The organism is Leisingera sp. ABM4_103 (genome assembly GCF_056158685.1).
Map to the genome: position 1 here is coordinate 322044 of NZ_JBSWTU010000006.1, position 21477 is coordinate 343520.

A 21477-nucleotide genomic window follows, 5' to 3' on the forward strand; every position below is an offset into this window, starting at 1 on the left:
TGAATATGTTCAGCACAGCTGATTTGCGTCATCAAATTTCCCGCGGTTTCAATACATGCAGACAGAATACCTATAAAAATAAAGAAAAGCATCTTCCTGCCTTTAGAACGTTCCAGACTTCAATTTTGCGGCATAATGGAAACGTCAATTCCGGAAAACTTCATTTGCGGTGGCATCGCGGTACACACTTTCTCAGGAATTTCCTGATTAACACTCCTGTATGCGCCCCCGCAGCCGGGGCGTGCCGCCGATTGCAGGAGACTTTCGCCAATGCCCCGGACCACGAAACTGCCGCTGAAACTAAAACTGCCGATGATCATGGTGGCGCTGACGGGCGCGTTCCTCGTCACTGTGTCTCTGCTTGTCTATTCAATGGCGGAGCGCAGCATCCGGGAAAACGCCTTTGCCGCGCAGGAGATTGAGGCCAAGTCCGGGGCCCAGGCACTGGAGTTTTTGATCAAGGCCGCACGCTCCGATGTGTCGAGCCTGGCGGGCCAGCCTGCGGTTTTCCGGGCGATCGGCAATTTCGAGCGGGTGATCGGCATGGTCGAGGAAGACGACCCTATCGCCTATCTGAAACAGACCTATGCGGAGGCAAACCCGCACCCCGCGGACCAGCGGGAGGAGCTGACAGACGCGGGCGACGGAAGCTATTACAACCAATCGCATGTCACCTATCACCCGACCTTCCTGCGAAGCCTGCGCCTCAACGGCTATCAGGATCTCTACCTGATCAGCGCCAAGGGGCAGGTGGTCTATTCGGTAAAGAAGCAGGGTGACTTCCTGACGGACATTCAGCCCGGCGGCAGCAGCGGGCTGGCCCAGGTGTTTCAGGCCGCACTGCAGGCAGAGGCCGGCACCGTGGAAGCCGCAGATTTTGCCGCCTACAGCCACAGCGCAGACGGCGTCGCTGCCTTCATGGCCGCCCCGGTGTTTTCCAAACGCAAGGAGGTGGTCGGGGTGATCGCTGTGCAGCTGGGCACGGCGGGCGTTGTCAACGCCCTGACCAGCAACCTGTCGGGTGGCACCCACCAGAATATCTTTGTCGTCAGCAGCGATGGCCTCGCCCGCAGCCCGTCTTCGGTCGAAGGGCTGTTTCCGGTCCTGCAGTCAATGCCCGACACACCGCAGATCCAGGCCGCGAAGGCCCGGGAAGCTGGCCAATTCGAGGCAGTGGTCTCCTCGCTGGGTGAGCGCGCAATTGCGCTGGTGATGCCGCTGGGCTTGCCGGGGTTTGACTGGTCGCTGGTGCTGGAAACCGATGAGCATACCGCGTTCGCCGTGGTCGAACGGATCCGCCTGACGGCAGCCGGCCTGATCGGCGCGGCGCTGCTGGCGGCCATCGGCGTGTCCTGGCTTGCGGCGCGCAGCGTCACCCGGCCGATCCATGTCCTGCGCGAAGCCACTAATGCGCTGGCGGATAGCAATTACGATACCGCAATCGACGGCCGCGACCGCGGAGACGAGCTGGGCGACCTGGCGCGAAGCCTCGACAGCTTCCGCGGCAAGCTGAAAGACGCGGATGAAGCCGCAGCACGTGAAGTAGAGGCTGCGCGGCATACCGCGGCGGTGGTCGACAGCATGAGCGCAGCGCTGTCCGAACTGCAGCGCGGCAACCTGGCCTGCGACATCCAGGCCCCGTTTGCGGGCCAGTACGAAGCGCTGCGGGAGAACTTCAACCGCAGCCTCGACAAACTCCGCAGTTCGATGGCTCAGGTTGTTGGCGCCGCTGAGAACGTCGGGCGTTTCTCCGAAGAGCAGCGCGGCGCCGCCACGGAAATGGCGCATCGCACCGAAAGCCAGGCAGCCACCCTGGAGGAAACCGCAGGCGCCATCCGCGATCTGACGGAGGGCATTCGCTCCACCGCGGAGCGGGCGGGCAAAATGGACGAAACCATGCGCGGCGCCCGCAGCGAAGCGGAGCAAAGCACTGAGGTTGTGACGTCAGCCGTGGAAGCAATGGATCAGATCCAGGAAGCGTCTTCGGAAATTTCCAAGATCATCAACATGATCGACGACATTGCTTTCCAGACCAACCTGCTGGCGCTGAACGCGGGTGTCGAAGCTGCAAGGGCGGGACCGGCAGGCGCCGGGTTTGCGGTGGTCGCCTCCGAAGTTCGGGCGCTGGCACAGCGCGCTTCCAACGCGGCGGGGCAGATCAAGGGGCTGACCAGCGCCAGCGAAGAGCACGTGGCCAACGGAGTGTCGATGGTCGGCCGCGCCGGCGACGCTTTGACCAGCATCATCGAGCAGGTGTCGGCGGTGTCTGGCCTGGTCACGGATATTGCTGACGGCGTGCGCGCCCAGTCCCGCGGGCTGGAGAAGATTGATGGCGCCATGCATCAGCTCGACAGCATGACCCAGCAGAATGCGGCCATGGCGGAAGAAGCCGCCGCCGCCAGCCAGCTGCTGCAGAATGAATTGCACAGCCTGACCGGAATTGTCGGCAGCTTCGACCTCGGCGGCGCCAATCCGGCAGCTGCTCGTCACGCGGCCCCGCAACGGCTGAGCGCCTGATCAGCACGAGCGCCAGCAGCCGGTGCGCCTTTGTTCCAGGTGCATAGTGCCAAGGGAAGCTGCTGGCGCCTTTCCCCGGACTGATTTAGAACCGGTGTCAGCCCCAAGACCGGGCCAACCGCTCGCGACCTTCGAAAGCGAGCCGGGATATCAATGATGCTGACGAAGGCAAGCGAACTCACCGCCCCAACTCCTGGGAATGTCATCAGGCGCATGCAAACGGTGTCTCCCATCGCGATTTTCACAACCTCGCGGTGCAGTTTGGCGAAGCCCTCACTGAGTTGGCGCCTTGCCGCGAGCAAGACGCAGATCACCTTCTCCAGTTCCGGCAGTTCCGCGACAAGTTCCAGGACGCGGCCTCCGAACTTCCCTCTGCCGACGATACCGACCTTGAGACCGAAGTTGCCGCCTGTTGTGATCTGCCGCGGCACCATGCCGAACCATGCGGCGAGATCACACCGCTTACCAAAGCTGCTACCCGTGCCGACGGCTGCCACAAGTGCCGTCGCGATCGTGGGACCGATGCCGGGGATCTCCATCAGCCTCTGCATATCAGCATCCGTCCTGGCCAGCGCCTTGATTTCGGCATCGATGCTGCGACCCGATCATTGATTACGTCCAGTTCGGACGCCATGTCAGTCACGAGCAGGAGCATTCGGGGTGAAAGATCGGCAGCGCCCTCTGCGGCCAATCTAGCCAGTTCCTTTTGGAAGACATGGCGCCCTGTTCCTACCCGGATACCGCGCTCCACAAGGAAACCGCGGCCTTGGTTGATCAAACGCGTCCTGTCTGACACCAAGCGCTCCCGATCACGGTGCAGGGCTTGAAGATCAAGCTGCTCTTCGGATTTGATTGCAACGAATGACATCGTCGGACGCGTCGCGGCTTCGGCAATGGCCTCCGCATCACGGTCATCGTTCTTGTGAACATTCACATAAGGCGGGACATACAGAGGCGGCATCAACCGAGGTTCATGCCCCTTATGAAGGCAGAAGCGCCCGATGTGATGCGCCCCGCCGCAAGCTTCCAACGCAACGACGCAGGGCGGAAGCGTGTCAAGAAAGTCCAGCAGCCGATGCCGCTGGAGGCGTTTGCGGAACACGACCGCTCCCGCTTCATCCAGCCCGGCAAGACTGCAAACGGTCTTGCCCCAATCAATGCCCAGAACCTTGATGTCCATCAGATGCTCCTCTCTCCACCTATACCCGAGACGGTAGCAGCGAGTTGGTAGGAAGGCAGTTCATCCCATTAGTTCATCCAGAGGCTGTCATAAGCAGTCAGGCTCCTTGCCTCGGAAGTTTTGGCGAGAACGGTTCTGAAGACTATTCTGGAAAGCGCACTTATCGCTCAGGACCTGGGCACAAAGGGACCCGCTGGAGCCTTCAAAGCGGCCGTTCTACGTTCTGTCCTGACCGCGCGCGGCATTCGATTTTTGTTGCTGGCTTTCTTCTTCCTGAGTGTCGCCTTGAAGATCAGAGACAGGGGGCGCGGCCAAACGGCTTCGCCCTCCGCCGCCCGCCGCACAGAAAGGCAGGCGGGCGGCGTGGCGGCTGCGGCATGGAGTCGGGAGGCGGGGGAGAGGGCGCCTCAGGCCCGGGCGCAGCGCACCAGGGAGCCGCCGCCATCGGCGCGCAGCGTTTGCGGGACGGTGCGGCAACTATCCTCCGCCGCCGGGCAGCGCGGCGCAAAGAGGCAGCCTGGCGTGCGGGCGAAGGGATCGGCCGACGCGGTGCCGAGAAGCTGTTCGGGCAGGCCCGCGGCCGGATCTGGCATCAGCGTCGCGGCTAGCAGAGCCTTGGTGTAGGGATGCTGCGGCGCGGAGAACAGACGGCCGGTCGCGGCCTCCTCCACCTTCTCGCCCAGGTACATCACCGCCACCCGGTCGGCGAGGTGCTCCACCACCGCGAGGTTGTGGCTGACGAAGACCATGGTGAGCCCCAGCTCGCGCTTCAGCTCCAGCAGCAGGTTGATGATCTGCGCCTGCACCGAGACATCCAGCGCCGAGGTCGGCTCGTCGCAGATCAGAACGCGCGGCTTCAGGATCAGCGCCCGCGCGATGGCCGCGCGCTGGCGCTGGCCGCCGGACAGCTCGCTCGGGTAGGCCTCGGCCAGCCGCGACGGCAGGCCCACCAGCTCCATCATCCGCGCGGCCTCCGTCGCGCATCCGCTGCCGCCGTGCAGGGTCAACGGCTGAGCGATGAGCTGGCGGATGCGTTTGACCGGGTTGAGCGAGGCGTTAGGGTTCTGGAACACCGGCTGGATCAGGCGCACACGTTCCGCTGCGGGTAGACTGGTGATCGGGCGTCCCGCGATCTCCACCGTGCCGGCATCGGGCGCGCGCAAGCCCAGCAGGATGCTGACCGCGGTGCTCTTGCCGCAGCCGGATTCGCCGACCAGTCCCAGCGTCTCGCCTTCGGCAACATCGAGGCTGAGGCCGTTGACGGCCACCAGCTCTTCGGGCGGGGAAAACAGCCCGCGCCGTAGCCGGTAGGCCTTGCGGATGCCATCAAGGCGGATCATCGGAGCGGCGGTCATTGGATCACCTCCACAGGATTGACGCACTCGGCAAAGCGGCCGGGGACAGGGGCGTGGCACGGCACCGGGCCCGTGGCGCAGGCGGCTTCGGCACGGCTGCAGCGGCTGCGGAAGGCGCAGCCTTCGATGCCGCCGATCAGCCCCGGCACCCGGCCCGGAATCGCGGGCAGCGGGCTGCCGCGCGGGGTGACGCCCGGCACCGGAATCGCGGCCAGAAGGCCTTGGGTGTAGGGGTGCTGCGGCGCGCGGAACAGCGCGGCCGCGGGCGCGCGCTCGACGATGCGGCCGGCATACATAACCGCCACGCTGCTGGCCGCCGCTGCCACCACGCCAAGGTCATGGGTGATCAGCAGCATGGACAGGCCGAGGTCGGCCTGCAGCTCCTTCAGCAGCGCGAGGATCTGTGCCTGGATGGTGACGTCCAGCGCCGTCGTCGGCTCGTCCGCGATCAACAGCTGCGGTTGCCCCATCAGCGCCATGGCGATCATGATGCGCTGACGCTGACCGCCGGAGAAACCGTGCGGATACTGCCGCAGCCGCGCTTCGGGGTTGGAGAGCCCGACTCGGTCCAGGAGGGTGATCGCGCGGCCCTCGGCCTCGGCGCGGGACAGCGCCTCGCTGCGCATCACGCCCTCGGTCAGTTGGCGGCCGATGGTCAGCGTGGGGTTGAGTGCGCTGGCGGGGTCCTGGAAGATCATCGCCACCGCGCGGCCCCGCATCCGGGCAAGGTGCTTTTGCGGGCGGTGTGTGATGTCCCGGCCTGCGAGCGCGAAGCGGTCCGCGCTCACCTTGGCATAGCGCGGCAGCAGCCCCAAGATCGCGGTCGCGGTCAGCGATTTGCCGCAGCCCGACTCTCCCACCACGCAGAGCGTTTCGCCCCGAGGGATCTGCAGATCGGCGCCGCGCACCACGGTCAGGTCGCCGGCCTCGGTTGGCAGGGTTACTTTCAGGTTACGGATATCCAGTATCAGGTCGCTCATTTGCGTTCAGGCCCCATGATGTCGCGCATGCCGTCGCCAAAGAGGTTCACCGCCAGCACCAGTAGGCACAGCGCAGCACCGGGCAGGGCGATCAGCCAGGGATCGAAGAGGATGTTGTCGCGCCCCTCCGAGATCATCAGCCCCCATGAGGGCGTCGGCGGCCGCACCCCGAGCCCCAGGAAGGAGAGCGCCGCTTCCAGCAGGATCACGTTGGCGGCCTCCAGCGAGACCACGACGAGGATGGTCGCGCGCATGTTGGGCAGGACCTCGAGGAACAGGATGCGGGCGCGGCTGGCGCCGATGGCGTGCAAGCCCTGGATGAACTCCTGGTGCCGGAGGCTTTGCGCTGCGGCCCGTGTCACCACGGCGAAGCGGTCCCACAGCAATAGCCCCAGTACGGTAATCAGCGTGGTGAAAGAGGCGCCGCCAAGCGCCACCGCGGCCAGCGCCACCAGCACGATCGGCAGTGACAGGCGGGTGGTGATGGCAAAGCTGATCACCATGTCGATCCAGCCGCCGAAGTAGCCCGCAAGCAGCCCCAGTGTGATGCCGATTGCACCAGTGACCAGGATGACCCCCAGCGCGACACCCAGTGACACCCGCGCGCCGTAGATCAGCCGGGAGAGGTAATCGCGGCCCAGGTGATCGGTGCCCAAAAGATGCTCCGGCACCGCGCGGTCGTGCCAGAAAGGCGGCAGCAGGCGGCGGCTCAGGTCCTGCGCCACCGGGTCATGCGGGGCGAGCAGCGGCGCCAGAAGGGCAATGGCGGCAATCAGCAGCAGCAGCGTGCCGCCGGTCGCGGCACCGCTGTTGCGGCGCATCCTGCGCCAGACAGACGGGCGCGGCGGCTCCGTGTCCAGCGCGGCGGTATTCAGATCGGCCATGTCAGGAGGCTCCTCTCAGGCGCGGGTCGAGATAGGCGTTCAGGATGTCGGCCAGGGTGGTCAGCAGCACGTAAAGCAGCGCCAGGATCAGGATGATCGCCTGCACCACGGGCAGGTCGCTGCGCAGAAGCGACTCCCAGGCAAGCCGGCCCAGCCCGTTCAGCGCAAAGACGCTTTCGATCACGATGGAGCCGGACAGGAGCTGCCCGAGCTGCACCGCAGACAGTGACACCAGCGGCAGCACCGCGTTGCGCAGCGCGTGGCGCGGGATCACCACCTGCATCGGCAGCCCCTTGGCGCGGGCGGCGCGGATGTAGTCGCTGGCCAGCACGTCGATCATGCCGGAGCGGGTGATGCGCATCAGCTCGGGGATCGCGTAGTAGCTCAGCACCACCACCGGCAGGATATAGCCGCGCCAGCTGTCCGCGCCGGAGATCGGCACCAGCCCGTACCACACCCCAAAGACCACGATCGCCATCAGCCCGAGCCAGAAGCTGGGGATCGCCTGGCCGGAGACCGCGATCACCAGCGCCAGCCGGTCGATCCAGCCGTTGGGCCGCAGCGCCGCCGCCACGCCGAGCGGCAGTGCGATGGCCAGCGCCACCGCGAAGGAGATGAAGCCAAGCGTCAGCGTCACCCCGGCGCGGCCCGCGATGATGCCGGTGACCGGCGTGTTGAAATAGATACTTTGGCCCAGGTCGCCGCTGATCGCGTTGCCGGCCCAGTCCAGGAACTGGATCAGCACCGGCCGGTCGAAGCCATAGGCCTGTCGGATCGCCTCGGCATCCTCAGCCCGCCCGCCGGCGCCTGCGATGGCGATGGCGGGATCGCCGGAAAGGAACATCAGCCCGAAGCTGAGCGCCGACACGGTGAGACAGACGGCGAGCGCCACCAGGAGCCGCTTGCAGATGAAGGATAACATGATCTTTGTCCGATTGGTCGGGTTTGGCCGGATTAGTCCGGGTCTGCGGCGGGCCGCCCCGGGGGACGTCCGCCGCAGTGCCGGAAAGGCGCGCGCGGCGCTTACTTCCAGCCCGCCATCCACCAGCGGGCGAATTCATCCGGATGCGGCGTAAAGTCCAGATCCGGCGACAGCCCGTAGTTGACGTTGAAGTTGTACATCGGCATCCAATAGGCCTCCTCGGCGATCTTCTGCACTGCGCGGGTGTAGTTCTCCTCGCGCACCATGCGGTCCGACGCGGTGTCGGCCTCGCTCAGCCAGCCTGCGACCTCGGTGTCCTGCACCAGATCGTCGGCACCGCCGCCAAAGAAGTTCGACAGGATGAAGGCGCTGTCGCCGATGCCGTAGCTGCCCCAGTTGGAGAAGAAGGCGGGCAGTTCCTTGGCGCGCCACTTGCCGATGCCCGCGACATACTGCTGCTCGTTCAGCTCCAGCGTGACGCCGACCTTGGCGAGATCGGCCGCCACGGCCTCCGCCGTCGGGCGCGGCATCGCGGCAAAGACCATCTCCAGATCGAAGCCCTCGGCATAACCGGCCTCGGCCAGCAGCGATTTCGCTTTTTCCGGGTCGTAGTCATAGCGCGCGACATCCTGCGCACAGCCGAACTGGGCCGGGTTGCAAGGGGTGTTCAGCACTTCCGAGGCGCCGCCGGCAAAGGCCTCCACGATGGCGCCGCGATTGGTGGCATGGATCAGCGCCTGGCGCACGCGCTTGTCGGCAATCGGGCTTTCGCCCTCCAGCGCCTCGGAGGCAAAGCCGACATAGCCGATGCGCATGATCGGCGCGCTCAGCACCTGCACCCGGCCCTCGAGCCGCGCCGCCTGGTCCGGCGGGATGCGCCAGATCCAGTCCAGCCCGCCCGACATCAGCTCGGCGTATTGCGTGTTCATCTCGGGGATCGTGCGCACCACGATACGCCCGATGCCGGCGCCGCTCTTGGGGCTGCCTGCATAGTGGTCCTCGAAGCGCTCCAGCTCGTAGCGAATGCCGGGATCCTGCGCGACCAGGCGGTAGGGGCCGGTGCCCACGGGTTCCGCCGCCATCCCGGCGGAGCCTTCGGCGGTGAACTGCGCGGCCGGGTAGATCGGCAGCGCATCGGCCAGCATCTCCACCGCGCCGGCAAAGGGCTTGGCCATTTTGATGCGCACCTTGTGGTCGTCCAGCTTCTCGACGCTGCCGATCCAGTCCACCGAGATCGAGTAGCGGGTGCCGTAGTCCGGTTCGATCACCCGGCTGAGCGTGGCGACCACGTCATCGGCACTGAACGCCGCGCCATTGTGGAACGTCACCCCCTTGCGCAGGGTGAACTCCATCGTCATCGGATCGGTGAACTCCCAGCTTTCGGCCAGCGCCGGGACGATCTCGCCGGTGTCGAGGTCCTTGTAGAGCAGCCCGTCGTAGATGTGGCGGGCGAGGATCAGCCCCTGGCGGCCCGCGATCTTGTAGGTGTCGAGCGGCTCCGGCTCGGCTGCAAAGGCGACGTTCAGCGTGTCGTCCGCCTTGCCCGCAAGCGCCGGGGCGGCGCAGGCGAGGGTGAGCACGGCGGCGGAGGCGGAGGCGAGCAGGGACAGCCCGCCGCCGACGGGGCGGGAGGAAAATTCAGGTTTCATGGGTCTCTCTGTTGGTTGCAGTGGGGGTCGTATGCGTGCCGGTTTGCCCGGTTCTCGCGCTGGGTATTCAGTGGTTTGGCGGTGGCGGCTCAGCCCCGCGCGGAGCGCCTTCGTGCCGGGGCGGGGCGGGTGATCTCGGCCAGGGTCTCGCCCGCGTCCAGCCGTGCGAGCATCGCGGTCTCGTCGGCCTGCATCTGCCGGGCGCGGTCAAGATGCGCCTCGGCCGCCGCCGGGTCGAGCACCGCAACGCCGCTTTCGTCGGCCAGCACCAGGTCTCCGGGCCGCACCGGCACGCCACCGCAGGTGACGGGAATGTTGACGTCGCCGCCGATGCCGCGCGGCTTGGTGGTGACGGGCGAGCGGCCGCGGCACCAGACCGGGAAGCCCGCCGCGGTGATGGCGCTGCGGTCGGTGATGAAGCCGTCGATCACCGCGCCTGCCACGCCGCGGGCCAGGGCGGCGCGGGTGGTGACCGCGCCCCAGCAGGCGTGGCGCAGGTCGCCGCAGCGGTCGATCACGATCACCTGGCCGCGCTCCGCCTGGGACAGGGCATCGACCAGCGCGGCACCGTCATCGCCATGCAGCCGCACCGTCAGCGCCGGGCCGAGGATGCGCGGCCCGGGCTGCAGCGCCTGCACCGACGGCGCCATGAAGCCGGTATCGAGGAAATGGCCGAGGGTGGCGGTTTCGATGTCCGTGTGGGGAAGTGCTGAGGTCATGCCCGGTCCTGCGCTTTTGCTTGTCCGTGATGATGGCGGCGGCGCGCGGCCAGGGTCAAATAGGCGGGGGTTATGCCAGCCATTACCCCCGCCCTGCCGCCGCGCGGCCCTGACGGGAGGATCAGAGCGCGGCGGTGACGATGAACTCCACCTTGTAGTCCGGGGTTGCCAGCCGGGCTTCGCCGCAGGCCCGCGCGGCCGGGTTCGCGGGGTCGATCCAGGCGTCGTAGACCGCGTTCATCGCGTCGAAGTCGGCCATGTCGGCAAGCCAGATGGTGACCTGCAGCAGCTTGGACTTATTGCTGCCCGCGTCCTCCAGCAGCCGGTCGATCGCGGTGAGGCAGTCGCGGGTCTGTGCGGCCGCATCGGCGCCGGGGGTGCCGACCTGTCCTGCGAGGTAGACGGTTTCGCCATGAATGACGGCCTGGCTCATGCGCGGGCCGGGGTGAAGGCGGGTGATGCTCATGGTGCTTTCCTTTGCGTGGGTTCTGCGCCACAAGCAGTAACCGCGCCTCGCGCGGGCGCACAGGCCGCGGCCGGTGCCGGGCCATAGCCCGGCGCGATGCCAGCCATAGCTTGCGCCGATGTACGGATCGGGGCAAAGCCGGGTAGGGTGGCGGCAACTGGAACGGCCGGTGGAAGAGACGCGATGGAAATGCCCTTGCAGTCCGAGTTGAACTGGAACCTGCTCAGGGTGTTCTACATGATCGCCCGCGAGCGCAGCATCACCAAGGCGGCGCGGCGGCTGGGGCTGAGCCAGCCCTCGGTCAGCAACGCGCTGCAGAAGCTGGAGGCGCAGCTCGGCTGCCAGCTGGTGTTCCGCGGCAGCCGCCATTTCGAGCTGACCCTGCGCGGCGACAAGATCTTCCAGGAATGCCGCGACATCTTCCACAGCGCCGAGCGCATCGCGCTGCTGGTGGAAAACGCCGAGGATGAAGAGCGCGGCCAGGTGCGCTACCAGATCATCAGCAACCTGGTGTCGCCGATGCTGGACGAGCTGTTCCGTCTCTATCACCAGCGCTACCCCTCGGTCGCCTTCCAGAGCGAGGTGCAGAACAGCCAGTCCATCGTGCGCGCGATCCAGCAGGGCAAGGCGACGCTGGGCTTCTGCCTGCTGGCACGGCCGCTGGTGAACCTGCCTTGCGTGCTCTTGTTCCGCGAGGAATTCCGGGTGTTCTGCGGGGCGGAGCATCCCCTGTTCGGCCGCGAGGAGGTGGCGCTGCGCGATCTCCAGCGCGAGCCCTTCATCTCCTTTGCCTGCGCGACCGAGGGCATGGGGCTGGAGCCGATGTCGGTCCTGCGCGAGGGCACGCGGATCGGCAGCCGCATCAACGGGCTCAGCACCAACATGGAGGAGGTGCGGCGGATGATCGTGGCGGGTCTGGGCATCGGCATCCTGCCCCTGATGACGGCGCAGGACGATATCCGGCGCGGCGATCTCTGGCCGTTGAAGATCACCGACGAGCAGATCGGCGCGGACGTCTACCTGGTGCATGCCCCGCTGGAGACGCTGTCCCCGCCCGAGCAAAAATTCGTGCAGACCGCGAAGGAGCTGCTGGCGCTTTACCCCGACATGGCCTGAGCCGGTCGGCGGAAGGGCGGGGGCCTGCGAAGACCCGCGCCTGAGGGTACGATCAGCCGGTCGCGTCGGCCGCGAGGCTTGCGGCCGCGAGGTCCTGCAGCGCCATGCCTGCGGATTTGAACACCGTGCGGGCCTGATCGCTGCTGCGGCCGGGGTGGTCTCCCCGGCAGAGCTCGGACAGGTCGGCAAGGATGTGCGCCGGCGTGATGATCCCGGCCTCCAGCAGCTGCGCCAGATCGCCCGCAAGCGAGGCGCCGCTGCGCAGGTCCACGAAGACCTCGGCCTGCGCGATGGCCTGATCGTCGCTTTCGCGCATGTCGTCCTTGAAGGCGCCGATCAGGTCCAGGTGGCTGCCTCCGCGCAGCCAGGCGCCGCGGATGAAGGGCCGGGTCGCGGCGGTGACGGTGCTGACCACATCGGCGCTGCGGCAGGCGGTTTCGAGATCTTCGGTTGCCGTGGCGGGCAAGCCGAGCGCGGCAAGCGCTTCGGCAATGGCCGCGGCTTTCTCCGGGCTGCGGCCCCAGACCTGGACGCTGGCGTAGTCGCGCACGGCGCAATGTGCCTGCGCGACGGCCAGCGCAAGCTGGCCGGTGCCTGCGATCACCAGGTTTCGGGCATCGCGCCGGGCCAGGCAATCCGCCGCCAGCGCCGAGGCCGCGGCGGTGCGGCGCGCGGTCAGCGCGTCGCCGTCGAGCGCTGCGCGCATCTGCCCGGTGGCGCCGTCAAACAGCAGGTAGCCCGCGTTGATCGTCGGCAGGCCCTTCGCCGCGTTCTGCGGAAAGAAGGTCACCGCCTTCAGCCCGATGGCCTCCCCTGGCACCCAAGCAGGCATTACCAGCAGCGTCGCCGCGCTGCCGTCCGGCTGGGGGATGCTCAGCACCTGCCGCTCCGGCGCCTCCACGCTGTCGGCACGGTACCAACGGCGCAGCTCGGTGATCAGCGGCGCCCAGTCCAGCGCCGACTCCACGCCCTCGTGCGAAATCAGCCTGCTCACCGGTCCGCCCGCTTCACGACTGCGTGCAGAAGGATGTTCAGCCCGGCGGCGAAATCCTCCGGCTCGCAGTGTTCCTCGTTGTTGTGGGTGATGCCGTTCTTGCAAGGCGTGAAGATCATCGCCGTCGGGCAATGGGTGGCGAGGAAATAGGCGTCATGGCCCGCCTGGCTCTGGATATCGCGCCAGTTGCAGCCCATGCGGACGGCCTCCGCGCGCAGGCCCTCGATCATCTCGTCGTCGAAAATGGCGCCGCCCCATTCCCATTCGTCCTCGATCACCGCCTCGCAGCCGCAGCGCGCGGCCGCCTCGAACAGGGCGCGCCGCATCTTCTCGGCCATGGCGCGGGTGGTCACCGGGTCGGGGTGGCGCACGTCGCAGACCGCCTCGGCGGTGTCCGACAGGATGCCGGGCTTGTTGGGCCAGGCGGTGAGCCGGGCGGCGGTGGCCTTGCCGTCATGCACCGCGAACTCCCAGCCGATGTCATCCACCGCAGTGAGCCAGCGCGCGCCCGCCGCCAGCGCGTTCTTGCGCAGGTCCATCGGGGTCGGGCCGGTGTGCGAGGTCTGGCCCTTGAAGGAGGCGCGGATGCCGCGCACCGGGTAGCCGCCGGTGACGATGCCGACCTCCCGCTTCTCGGCATCCAGGATCGGACCCTGCTCGATGTGCAGCTCGAAATAGGCGTCGATCTCGCCCGCCTTGCAGGGGCGGTCGCCCTTGTAGCCGATGCGCTCCAGCTCGTCGCCGAAGCGGGTGCCGTCGTCGCCGATCAGGTCATGCACCCAGCCGATGTCGTAGTGGCCGGTGAAACAGCCCGAGGCCACCATCGGCGGCGAGAAGCGGGCGCCTTCCTCGTTGGTCCAGTCGACGATGACGATGGGGCGGCGGGTGGTGTGGCCGAGATCGTTGAGGCGGCGCACCACCTCAAGCCCCGCGAGCACGCCCGCGATGCCGTCGAAGCGGCCGCCGTTGATCTGGGTGTCGAGGTGGCTGCCGATCAGGATCGGCGGCAGGCTGTTGTCGGTACCGTCGCGGCGGCCGAAGATATTGCCGGCCGCATCGACCTCGACGCTCAGCCCGGCCTCCTCGCACCAGCGGCAGAACAGGTCGCGCATGGCGCGGTCCTCGTCGCTGAGGGTCAGGCGGGAGAGCCCGCCGGGGCGGCCCTTGCCGATCTCGGCGGAGGCTTCGATGGTGGACCAGAACCGGCCGAGGTCGGCGCGTGTGTCTTCAGGAATGGGCATGGGATCAGCTTTCTTGTTGAGGAGGCCGCGGGGTCAGAACAGGACCCCGGGCAGCTGTGTGATGAGTGAGGGGAACAGAACCAGCAGCAGCAGCACTCCCGCCATCACGCCCAGGAAAGGCACCAGATAGCGGAAGGAGTCGCTGAGCGGGATTTCCCCGACACGGCAGGCGGCCATCAGGTCGATGCCAAGCGGCGGTGTATTGGCGCCGATCGCGAGGTTGATGGTCAGCAGGATGCCGAAATACACTGGGTCGATGCCGTAGTGGCCCAGGATCGGCAGGAACACCGGCGCCAGGATCAGGATGATCGCGATGCTTTCCATGAAGGTGCCAAGCACCAGCAGGATCGCCATCATCATCAAGAGCGCGACAGTGGCGCTTTCGGTGGCCTGGGTGATGCCCGCAACCGCCATCTGCGGCACCTGCTCGGCGGCCAGGATCCAGCCGAAGACCGAGGCCGCGGCAATCACCAGCAGAATGGCGCCGGTCATCTCGGTGGTTTCGCGCAACAGCCGCATGAGCAGCGTGAGGGTGATCACGCGGTAGACGAAGACGCCGATGAACAGCGCGTAGGCCACGCCGATGCCCGCGGCCTCGGTCGGGGTGAAGATGCCGAGCCGGATGCCGCCGACGATCACCAGGGGCGCGATCATCGCCAGGATCGAGCCGCGCGCGGCCCGGCCCAGCTCGGGCCAGGAAAAGTCGCGCCCGCCCTGCCAGCCGTTCCTGCGGGAGATCAGCCAGGCCACCAGCATCAGGCCAACGCCCAAAAGCACGCCGGGCACGATGGCGGCGACGAAGAGTTGGCCGATCGAGCTGTTGGTGGCCGTGCCATAGACGATCAGCACGATCGAGGGCGGGATCACGGTGCCAAGGGAGCCGGCGCAGCCAAGCGCCGCGGCGCTGAAGCCCGGGGCATAGCCCTGGTCGCGCATCGCGGGCAGCATCATGGTGCCGATCGCCACCACGTCGGCGACGCCGGAGCCGGAGAGCGAGCCGAACATCATGCAGGCGATGATCATCACCATCGCAAGCCCGCCGGTGCGCCGCCCGATCAGCGCCGAGCACAGCGCGATGATCCTGGGCGCCAGCCCGCCATGCACCATCAGCAGCCCCGCGAGCAGGAATAGCGGGATTGCCAGCAGCGTGAAGCTGTTGATCCCCGCCACTGCCCGCTGCGCCACCACCAGCATCGGCGCGGTATCGGCAATCAGCAGGTAGAACATCGACGACAAGCCAAGTGCCACCGCGATCGGCGCGTCGATCAGCACCAGCACCACGAAGGCCACAAGGAGCAGGACAAGGGCCAGGCTCATGCGCGGCCCCCTTTCAGCAGCATCCCCAGAAGCGCCGCGCCGCCGCAGACCGGCAGCGCCAGGTAGAACAGCCCAACCGGCAGCGACAGTGCCGTGGTCTGGTGACTCCAGGTGATGCCGGTCAGCCGGACGCCGTTCACCGCCAGCACAACTAGGAAAGTGGCGCTTGCCAGTCCTGCGAGCAGCGTAAATGCGCGGCGCAAAGGCGCGGGCACCGGCATCAGGTCCAGAAGGCCCGCGCGGAAATGGCTGCCGCGGATGAAGCAGGACACCGCGCCGGTGAAGGTTAGCCAGACCAGCAGAAGCCGCGGCAGCTCCTCGGCCCAGCGGGGGGTGGAGGAAAACAGGTAGCGCGAGATCACCACATAGACCACCATCGCGGCAAAGCCCGCGACCATCGCCGCGCCGGTCCAGCGCGCCGCCCGGTCCAGCCCGGTCGCGGCGGCTTCAGTCGTCGAAGAGATATTCATGGTTGCATCAGTCCTTCCGGGCCGCGGCACAGCATGCATTCGTCGCAATAGGCTGCCACCACCACCCATTCCTCCGATAGCACCTCGACCTCGTGGTCGAGCCCGGGCGGCAGGCGCACCGCGGTGCCTTCGGTCATCCGGTATTCCTTCCCGCCCGCGCGCAGCACCGCCTCGCCCTTGAGGGTCAGCGTCACCTCGTCACGCGGGTGGCTGTGGGCGACCGAGCGGGCGCCTTTTTTGCCCGTGGTCACGCTGAGCTTGATGAAGCCCTCCCCGCGCGCGGCGGGGGAGAACAGCACCTTCTGGCTGAAGTCGAAAAGCTGCACCGGATCGACCGATGCAACTTCCTTGATTTCCGGCGCGAGGCTCATTTCCGGTACTGGTCCAGGATGGAGAGCAGTTCGGCGCCATAGACGTCCTTCTGGCGTTCCCAGATCGGCGCCACGGCCTCGGCAAAGGCGGCCTTGTCGACGGTGTTGAACTCCATGCCCTCGGCCTTGAGCTGCGCGATCAGCGCGTCGTTGGCCTCCGCCACCATGGCGCGCTGCTTGCCGCCCCATTCCGCCGCGGCCTCGGCCACGATGGCCTGATCCCCTTCAGACAGCTTGTTCCAGACCTGGTTCGACAGCGTCAGGGTTGCCGCGCCCCAGATGTGCTCGGAGAGGGAGACGTATTTCTGCACCTCGAAGAAGGAGGCAGAGTGGATGATCGCAAGCGGGTTTTCCTGCGCGTCGAACAGCCCTTGCTGCAGGGCGGAGTACAATTCGCCAAAGGACAGCGGCGCCGGTTCCGCGCCAAGCCCTTCGAAGGTCGCCAGGCGCACCTTGTCCGGGGTCACGCGGATCTTCAGCCCTTCCAGATCGGCGGGCGTCTCGATCGGGCGGGTGTTGTTGGTGATGTTGCGGAAGCCGTTCTCCCACCAGCCGATCACCTTCAGCCCCTTGTCCTCCAGCATGCCGGCCAGCGCCGCGCCCAGTTCCCCGTCCAGCGCGGCAAAGGCCTGCTCGCGGGAGCTCCAGGCATAGGGCATCTCGATGATGCCGACGCGCGGCTCGATCGACTGGAAGGAGCCGGAGCCGATCAGCCCCGCCTGCACCGAGCCGAACTGGAGCCCTTCGATCACTTCCTTCTCGCTTCCAAGCTGGCCGGAGGGGTAGACGTCGATCTGCACACGGCCTTCGGTGCGGGCTTTCACGTCTTCGGCAAAGCCGGTGGCTGCCTTGTGCCAGCTATGGCTTTCCGGCAGCACGTGGCCAAGACGGATGCTGACGCTTTCGGCCAGCGCCGCTGCCGGGGCCAGGGCGGCGAGGCCCAGGGCCAGCAGACCGCAGCGGAAGAAAGTGGCTTTGGTGTTCATCGTTCATGCTCCTGTTGGTCGGGGTATTGGCGGCAGAACACCCCGAAGCCGACTTCCGCGCAAATAGGGCCGGGCTATGGATGCCAGAGGATACGTGAATGCAGGGCAGGGCGCTTGCAGCCGCGGGGAGAGCGGGCGGCGGGGCAATCGCACTGCACGGTTGCAAGGCAGCGCGCACGGCAAAGGGAGCCTGCCGGTGCTGCGGCAGAAGCCTTTCAGGATTGGTGCCCCGGGCTCAGTACCCGGGCGGTCCCGAGGGCCTTACGGTCAGGATTCATAACCAGAAAATGACGGTTGCTGCGAAGGCGATGGCTGAGAGGAAGACTTTGGGACAGCGGTCATAGCGGGTCGCCACGCGCCTCCAATCCTTGAGCCTGCCGAACATGATCTAGATCCTGTTACACCGCTTGTATCTACGCTTGTCGTATTTGACCGCTGTCTTGCGTTGCTTTCTGCCGGGGATGCACGCGCGTATGCCTTTGTCTTTCAACGCGTCCCGGAACCAGTCAGCGTCATAGCCACGGTCCCCAAGCCGCCAGTCAACTTTCGGGAGGCTGTTGAGCAGCGCTCTTGCGCCGATGCAATCGCTAACTTGGCCGGCGGTGACGAACAGGTTGAGCGGCCGCCCTTGGCTGTCGCAGATGGCGTGCAGTTTGGTATTCATGCCGCCCTTGGTTGGACCGATCAGGCGGCCGCACCCCCCTTTTTCGCGGCCAGGGTGGTCGCGGTACGGTGTGCTTTCAGATAAATCGCGTCGATCATTACGGTCTTATTCTCGCCGTGTTCGGCGGCCAGCCCCGCCATCATCCGCGCGAAGATGCCTTTCTCGCTCCAACGCTTCCACCGGCTGTAAAGCGTCTTGTGCGGCCCGTAGGCTTCGGGGGCGTCTCGCCAGCGCAAACCATTTCGGTTGATGAAGATAATCCCGCTCAGCACCCGTTTGTCATCGACCCGAGGCTTGCCGTGCGACTTCGGGAAAAAAGGGGCAAGCCTGGCCATCTGCTCGTCGGTCAACAAAGGTCACTCATGTCACCGCTCCATTGTCGAAGCCGTGAATCACGCAGAGCTGTGAACATCAATGCATCCTGACCCTAGACTCCAGATTTGGCCAATCTTCAGTCTTCCTGCCTTTAGCAAGCGAACCGAATGCCACTGCTGCGGCAAAGGTTTTGATAGTCGTCGGTTTTGGGCTGGGCAAGCGCGCCGGGCGCGGAGCTCTCAAATTGCTCAAGCGTCCGGCGCGCTTCGGCCGGTGTTTTGTTCCCGAGCGATGAGTGCGGCCGGACCGTGTTGTATTCGTAACGCCAGAGCGCCAGCTACCGACGATCCCGAGGACTGAGCCCCGATTACGCCATCTGAACGCGCACTGGTTCTTGAGACTTGAAGATGCAACCGAAAAGTTGGAGGCTTGGTGTAGAGACTACAATGAAGAACGCCCGCACGGGGCTATCGGGAACAAGGTCCCGGCAGACCTGACGAAATCAGTTCACAACACCAGCCCGTGAACCTGATGGAACCGCGGAAATTCTAACAGCGGCCGAGCGCACGTTGGGTAGCACATCAAGGTTACGCAGACTTTACCTCATGGTGAGGGATTTCGCGGGGGTCATGTATGAACTGCCTTCCCCTACAAGCGATTTTTCGATGCACCTTTAACCCTGCTTCTATGTATTCGGTCTGTTCTCGGGGCATTCTGTCGCCCCTGACTAAGATGGGAAGTCGCGCGGCGTGCGTCTCATTAGGTCATCGGCACTCACAGGCCATGCCCCCCGCCAGACTTGCACACCGCCGATCAGGTCGTTGGTCCATCTCGTCTTCACTCGTAGATTCCGTCGTCCTCTTTCAGGCTATGCCGTCGCGAGGGCACCCGGTCTGAAACGTTCGCCCTTTGTCAGCACGGCCCAGGAAATCCGGGCAAGCTTGTTCGCCATGGCAACGCCGACAACGTTGGCATGCGCTCTCTCCTTCAGCGCATCGATCCACCTTGCCAAAGGGGTCGAGCTGTCACGGACAAGGTGCAGGATGGTCCGGGCGCTATGGATAAACAGCTTTCGCAGATAGCTGTAACCGTGCTTGGAGATGCCGATGAGACGCGCTTTGCCGCCAGTCGTGATCTGCCTCGATACGAGCCTGAGCCAGGCTGACAGGTCCCGCGCGCGCGTGAAAATGATGCCATCGCCGATTGCCGCAACGAGCGCGGCAACACGCTCATTCATTTCGGTCAGTTCGGCCGCCATGCCGGACAGGATGCGGACCATGGCGGACATCAGGGGCTTTTCGTCACTCTCAAGCAGCCGTGTCAACTCACGCTGAAAAAAATGCCGGCCGGTGCCGATGTGGATGCCCCGCTCCATCAGGAAGCCACGGGCCTGGATCACCAACCGGTTCCAGTTTTGGACGAGGCGTTACCGTGCCCGGTGCAACGCCTGAAGGTCGAGTTGCTCGGGCGTCTTCAATGTCACAAAGGACATGGTCGAACGCGTCGCTGCTTCGGCAATCGCCTCGGCATCTCGGTCGCCGGTCTTTTGGACCTTCACGTAGGGGCGGACAAAGAGCGGCTACATCAGGCGCGGCTCGTGGCCGTGCTCGACGCAGAAATGACCAACGTGGTGAGCCCCGCCGCACGCCTCCATCGCCACGATGCACGGCGAAAGCCCGGACAGAAAGGCCAGCAGCCGATGACGTTGAACACGCTTGCGCAGAACGACCTCGCCGCCACCATCGAGACCCGCAACACTGGAAGTCGTCTTGCCCAGATCAATGCCCAGAACTGCGATCTCCATCGGAATCCTCCTCTTTCTCCGCTGATCTCCATGACAATAGCCGCGGTCTCGGCGGGAAGGCAGTTCATCGCATTAGGTCAAGGGGGACTTCGCGACAGGGTTTCGGGTGTTCAAGAGGTGACTTCACGACCAGGTTCCACCTCCTCGCCAACTCGCATGATCTGCCACGGGGACAGAAATCTTATCTTCAGAATGCACTTGCCAACCCTTGCCTAAACAACAATCAATCCCCTGCTGGCGGCAATTGCCACAGCTTGAGTGGTATTCGCTGCTGAGAGCTTGCCTCGCGCTGTTTCAACGTAAGTCCGCAGCGTGCTTTCCGAAATTCCCAGCTTAGCCGCCGCTTCCGCACGGCCGCACCCCCTGGCAAGTAAAGCAAGAACATCGATCTCTCGTCTGCCGAGATGCGGCAAGGTTTGGAGCGCCAGGTCGGGCTGCAACTGCAGGACCCTTTCGTTGAAGGCATGCGCAGTCAGTATCAGATCCCTGGTCCGCTGGCTGGTGAACTCGTGCCAGGTTTCATCGCTGCAGGATCTGTTGACCGAGAACACACCAAACTGACCGTGAGGGCCGCGCATGGGGATAGAAATTCCTTGGTTTCCGAGGCCGTGCGCCTGCGCGTCAGCCAGGAACTTCCGCACGGATAGATGAGACCAATCCAAGCGCCTCCAGTCAATCGGGTGGAAACAGTTGCGGCAGCTTCGGAAAACAGGATCGACACTGAAGTATCCTTGATCAAGATACCGTTTGATCCACTCGGAGGGATAGGTTCCCAATGTATATTCGCTACTAGAGCGAAGCACACTAACATGAACAATATGGTCCGCATCAAAGTGCTGACTTATTTGCTGTGAAATGCCGTTCCGAAGCACTTCGAGCGAAGTTGCGGCTTCGACGCTATCCAGCAGTTCAGCCACTGCGCTGGGAATATCGCAGCCACTTCGGACAGCGCGTTCCACTCGTTCTGATTTCCTTGGGACTTCTCCTGAGGAGATTTCACGGTGGCGGGGAAATTGAAGCAACGATGACATGGCAGGCACCCGGATATCCAAGAAAGATGTGCCGTTAGGTAACTCACGTCTAGCGGGAAGCATAGCTGCTGATCTGGCCTAGTCAGAAACAGCGAGTGCCTGCATTGTAAGCAACTGATTTCATGCAAATTTCACGTTTCGCATTGCCATTATGACCGGGGTCGAATTGGCAGGTTTCGCGAATATTATTAATTGTCTAGGCAGTAGGCTCCAACAACCAATACTTGCTCCCTACTACTCAGATTTCACTCTCATATGAACATTCCAACCTCAGCATCGGCGCAGACCAAGCACATTTCAGCGGCTGAACACATACCCTGTGTTCGTCCAATGCCCGGAAGCGCGGCGCCCAGTCGCTCCACATAGCGTCTATCAACAACGACCCGAAACCCACTCCGCACAGAGTGGCCTCCCGCGGCTTACAGCTGCGGGAGGCCCCTTGTGTATCCACTTAAACTGAAAGGACCCAAATATGCACAATTCGAAGACCCTGAAA

The 21477-nt window shown here is 65.0% G+C and carries 18 protein-coding genes and 4 pseudogenes; 3 read left to right on the top strand and 19 right to left on the bottom strand.

Translation table 11 applies throughout. The features are described 5' to 3' along the window. Nucleotides 1-270: 270 nt before the first annotated feature. On the top strand, nucleotides 271-2517 hold the full coding sequence (locus ACXAED_RS22200) for a methyl-accepting chemotaxis protein (RefSeq protein ID WP_475053697.1): 2247 nt from the start codon (nucleotides 271-273) through the stop codon (nucleotides 2515-2517). On the opposite strand, the gene ACXAED_RS22205 is transcribed toward ACXAED_RS22200, so the two are convergent. The 9 genes from ACXAED_RS22205 to ACXAED_RS22245 all read right to left on the bottom strand — a co-directional run bounded on the left by ACXAED_RS22205 (nucleotide 2487) and on the right by ACXAED_RS22245 (nucleotide 10672). After that, on the bottom strand, nucleotides 2487-3056 hold the full coding sequence (locus ACXAED_RS22205) for a transposase (protein ID WP_475053699.1): 570 nt from the start codon (nucleotides 3054-3056) through the stop codon (nucleotides 2487-2489). The genes ACXAED_RS22200 and ACXAED_RS22205 overlap by 31 nt on opposite strands. Beyond that, the gene (locus tag ACXAED_RS22210) at nucleotides 3056-3697 is read right to left on the bottom strand and encodes an IS110 family RNA-guided transposase (protein WP_475053701.1); all 642 of its coding nucleotides are present in this window, start codon (nucleotides 3695-3697) and stop codon (nucleotides 3056-3058) included. Before ACXAED_RS22210 ends, ACXAED_RS22205 begins: the two co-directional genes overlap by 1 nt. A gap of 407 nt (nucleotides 3698-4104) precedes the next feature. Then, nucleotides 4105-5052: an oligopeptide/dipeptide ABC transporter ATP-binding protein gene (locus ACXAED_RS22215; protein ID WP_475053704.1), complete on the bottom strand. Its 948-nt coding sequence runs from the start codon at nucleotides 5050-5052 to the stop codon at nucleotides 4105-4107. Beyond that, nucleotides 5049-6032: an ABC transporter ATP-binding protein gene (locus tag ACXAED_RS22220; protein ID WP_475053705.1), complete on the bottom strand. Its 984-nt coding sequence runs from the start codon at nucleotides 6030-6032 to the stop codon at nucleotides 5049-5051. Before ACXAED_RS22220 ends, ACXAED_RS22215 begins: the two co-directional genes overlap by 4 nt. Beyond that, nucleotides 6029-6916 carry an ABC transporter permease gene (locus ACXAED_RS22225; protein ID WP_475053706.1) on the bottom strand — a complete coding sequence of 296 codons (888 nt, stop codon included), beginning with the start codon at nucleotides 6914-6916 and terminating at the stop codon, nucleotides 6029-6031. Before ACXAED_RS22225 ends, ACXAED_RS22220 begins: the two co-directional genes overlap by 4 nt. 1 nt (nucleotide 6917) lies before the next feature. After that, complete coding sequence (locus ACXAED_RS22230) at nucleotides 6918-7838, bottom strand: ABC transporter permease (protein ID WP_475053707.1); 921 nt, start codon at nucleotides 7836-7838, stop codon at nucleotides 6918-6920. Nucleotides 7839-7939: 101 nt separating this feature from the next. Beyond that, nucleotides 7940-9487 carry an ABC transporter substrate-binding protein gene (locus ACXAED_RS22235; protein WP_475053710.1) on the bottom strand — a complete coding sequence of 516 codons (1548 nt, stop codon included), beginning with the start codon at nucleotides 9485-9487 and terminating at the stop codon, nucleotides 7940-7942. Nucleotides 9488-9576: 89 nt separating this feature from the next. Then, complete coding sequence (locus ACXAED_RS22240; RefSeq protein WP_475053711.1) at nucleotides 9577-10206, bottom strand: RraA family protein; 630 nt, start codon at nucleotides 10204-10206, stop codon at nucleotides 9577-9579. Between the two features lie 121 nt (nucleotides 10207-10327). Then, nucleotides 10328-10672 (bottom strand): RidA family protein, encoded by a 345-nt coding sequence (locus ACXAED_RS22245; RefSeq protein WP_475053714.1) that lies wholly within the window; start codon nucleotides 10670-10672, stop codon nucleotides 10328-10330. A gap of 183 nt (nucleotides 10673-10855) precedes the next feature. On the opposite strand from ACXAED_RS22245, the gene ACXAED_RS22250 reads away from it, so the two are divergent. After that, the gene (locus tag ACXAED_RS22250; RefSeq protein WP_475053716.1) at nucleotides 10856-11788 is read left to right on the top strand and encodes a LysR family transcriptional regulator; all 933 of its coding nucleotides are present in this window, start codon (nucleotides 10856-10858) and stop codon (nucleotides 11786-11788) included. A 52-nt stretch (nucleotides 11789-11840) separates the two neighbouring features. Here ACXAED_RS22250 and lhpI read toward each other — a convergent pair whose 3' ends face one another. From lhpI to ACXAED_RS22290, 8 genes and pseudogenes are all read right to left on the bottom strand, one after another. Continuing rightward, nucleotides 11841-12782 (bottom strand): bifunctional Delta(1)-pyrroline-2-carboxylate/Delta(1)-piperideine-2-carboxylate reductase, encoded by a 942-nt coding sequence (gene lhpI / locus ACXAED_RS22255; RefSeq protein WP_475053717.1) that lies wholly within the window; start codon nucleotides 12780-12782, stop codon nucleotides 11841-11843. Beyond that, nucleotides 12779-14023, bottom strand: a complete 1245-nt coding sequence (locus ACXAED_RS22260; protein ID WP_475053719.1) for a Zn-dependent hydrolase — start codon at nucleotides 14021-14023, stop codon at nucleotides 12779-12781. The genes lhpI and ACXAED_RS22260 overlap by 4 nt, the downstream gene beginning before the upstream one ends. 33 nt (nucleotides 14024-14056) lie before the next feature. After that, the gene (locus ACXAED_RS22265; RefSeq protein WP_475053721.1) at nucleotides 14057-15340 is read right to left on the bottom strand and encodes a TRAP transporter large permease; all 1284 of its coding nucleotides are present in this window, start codon (nucleotides 15338-15340) and stop codon (nucleotides 14057-14059) included. After that, nucleotides 15337-15810 (bottom strand): TRAP transporter small permease, encoded by a 474-nt coding sequence (locus ACXAED_RS22270; protein WP_475053723.1) that lies wholly within the window; start codon nucleotides 15808-15810, stop codon nucleotides 15337-15339. The genes ACXAED_RS22265 and ACXAED_RS22270 overlap by 4 nt, the downstream gene beginning before the upstream one ends. After that, on the bottom strand, nucleotides 15807-16181 hold the full coding sequence (locus tag ACXAED_RS22275; protein ID WP_475053724.1) for a cupin domain-containing protein: 375 nt from the start codon (nucleotides 16179-16181) through the stop codon (nucleotides 15807-15809). The genes ACXAED_RS22270 and ACXAED_RS22275 overlap by 4 nt, the downstream gene beginning before the upstream one ends. Continuing rightward, nucleotides 16178-17167: a TRAP transporter substrate-binding protein gene (locus ACXAED_RS22280; protein ID WP_475053726.1), complete on the bottom strand. Its 990-nt coding sequence runs from the start codon at nucleotides 17165-17167 to the stop codon at nucleotides 16178-16180. Before ACXAED_RS22280 ends, ACXAED_RS22275 begins: the two co-directional genes overlap by 4 nt. A gap of 274 nt (nucleotides 17168-17441) precedes the next feature. Then, a pseudogene (locus ACXAED_RS22285) lies at nucleotides 17442-18166 on the bottom strand (IS5 family transposase). 131 nt (nucleotides 18167-18297) lie between these two features. After that, nucleotides 18298-18483 (bottom strand): annotated as a pseudogene (locus tag ACXAED_RS22290) (integrase core domain-containing protein); the annotation flags it as partial. 27 nt (nucleotides 18484-18510) lie between these two features. On the opposite strand from ACXAED_RS22290, the pseudogene ACXAED_RS22295 reads away from it, so the two are divergent. Then, nucleotides 18511-18672: pseudogene (locus ACXAED_RS22295) on the top strand (integrase core domain-containing protein); the annotation flags it as partial. Between the two features lie 342 nt (nucleotides 18673-19014). Here the strand turns inward: ACXAED_RS22295 and ACXAED_RS22300 are convergent. Then, nucleotides 19015-19950, bottom strand: a pseudogene (locus ACXAED_RS22300) (IS110 family RNA-guided transposase). A 212-nt stretch (nucleotides 19951-20162) separates the two neighbouring features. Beyond that, the gene (locus tag ACXAED_RS22305) at nucleotides 20163-20909 is read right to left on the bottom strand and encodes a helix-turn-helix transcriptional regulator (RefSeq protein WP_475053728.1); all 747 of its coding nucleotides are present in this window, start codon (nucleotides 20907-20909) and stop codon (nucleotides 20163-20165) included. Between the last annotated feature and the right edge of the window lie 568 nt (nucleotides 20910-21477).

Coding starts and splice junctions, on each gene's coding strand:
- ACXAED_RS22200 (WP_475053697.1), top strand. CDS start 271: ATGCCCCGGACCACGAAACTGCCGCTGAAACTAAAACTGCCGATGATC.
- ACXAED_RS22205 (WP_475053699.1), bottom strand. CDS start 3,056: ATGGAGATCCCCGGCATCGGTCCCACGATCGCGACGGCACTTGTGGCA.
- ACXAED_RS22210 (WP_475053701.1), bottom strand. CDS start 3,697: ATGGACATCAAGGTTCTGGGCATTGATTGGGGCAAGACCGTTTGCAGT.
- ACXAED_RS22215 (WP_475053704.1), bottom strand. CDS start 5,052: ATGACCGCCGCTCCGATGATCCGCCTTGATGGCATCCGCAAGGCCTAC.
- ACXAED_RS22220 (WP_475053705.1), bottom strand. CDS start 6,032: ATGAGCGACCTGATACTGGATATCCGTAACCTGAAAGTAACCCTGCCA.
- ACXAED_RS22225 (WP_475053706.1), bottom strand. CDS start 6,916: ATGGCCGATCTGAATACCGCCGCGCTGGACACGGAGCCGCCGCGCCCG.
- ACXAED_RS22230 (WP_475053707.1), bottom strand. CDS start 7,838: ATGTTATCCTTCATCTGCAAGCGGCTCCTGGTGGCGCTCGCCGTCTGT.
- ACXAED_RS22235 (WP_475053710.1), bottom strand. CDS start 9,487: ATGAAACCTGAATTTTCCTCCCGCCCCGTCGGCGGCGGGCTGTCCCTG.
- ACXAED_RS22240 (WP_475053711.1), bottom strand. CDS start 10,206: ATGACCTCAGCACTTCCCCACACGGACATCGAAACCGCCACCCTCGGC.
- ACXAED_RS22245 (WP_475053714.1), bottom strand. CDS start 10,672: ATGAGCATCACCCGCCTTCACCCCGGCCCGCGCATGAGCCAGGCCGTC.
- ACXAED_RS22250 (WP_475053716.1), top strand. CDS start 10,856: ATGGAAATGCCCTTGCAGTCCGAGTTGAACTGGAACCTGCTCAGGGTG.
- ACXAED_RS22260 (WP_475053719.1), bottom strand. CDS start 14,023: ATGCCCATTCCTGAAGACACACGCGCCGACCTCGGCCGGTTCTGGTCC.
- ACXAED_RS22265 (WP_475053721.1), bottom strand. CDS start 15,340: ATGAGCCTGGCCCTTGTCCTGCTCCTTGTGGCCTTCGTGGTGCTGGTG.
- ACXAED_RS22270 (WP_475053723.1), bottom strand. CDS start 15,810: ATGAATATCTCTTCGACGACTGAAGCCGCCGCGACCGGGCTGGACCGG.
- ACXAED_RS22275 (WP_475053724.1), bottom strand. CDS start 16,181: ATGAGCCTCGCGCCGGAAATCAAGGAAGTTGCATCGGTCGATCCGGTG.
- ACXAED_RS22280 (WP_475053726.1), bottom strand. CDS start 17,167: ATGAACACCAAAGCCACTTTCTTCCGCTGCGGTCTGCTGGCCCTGGGC.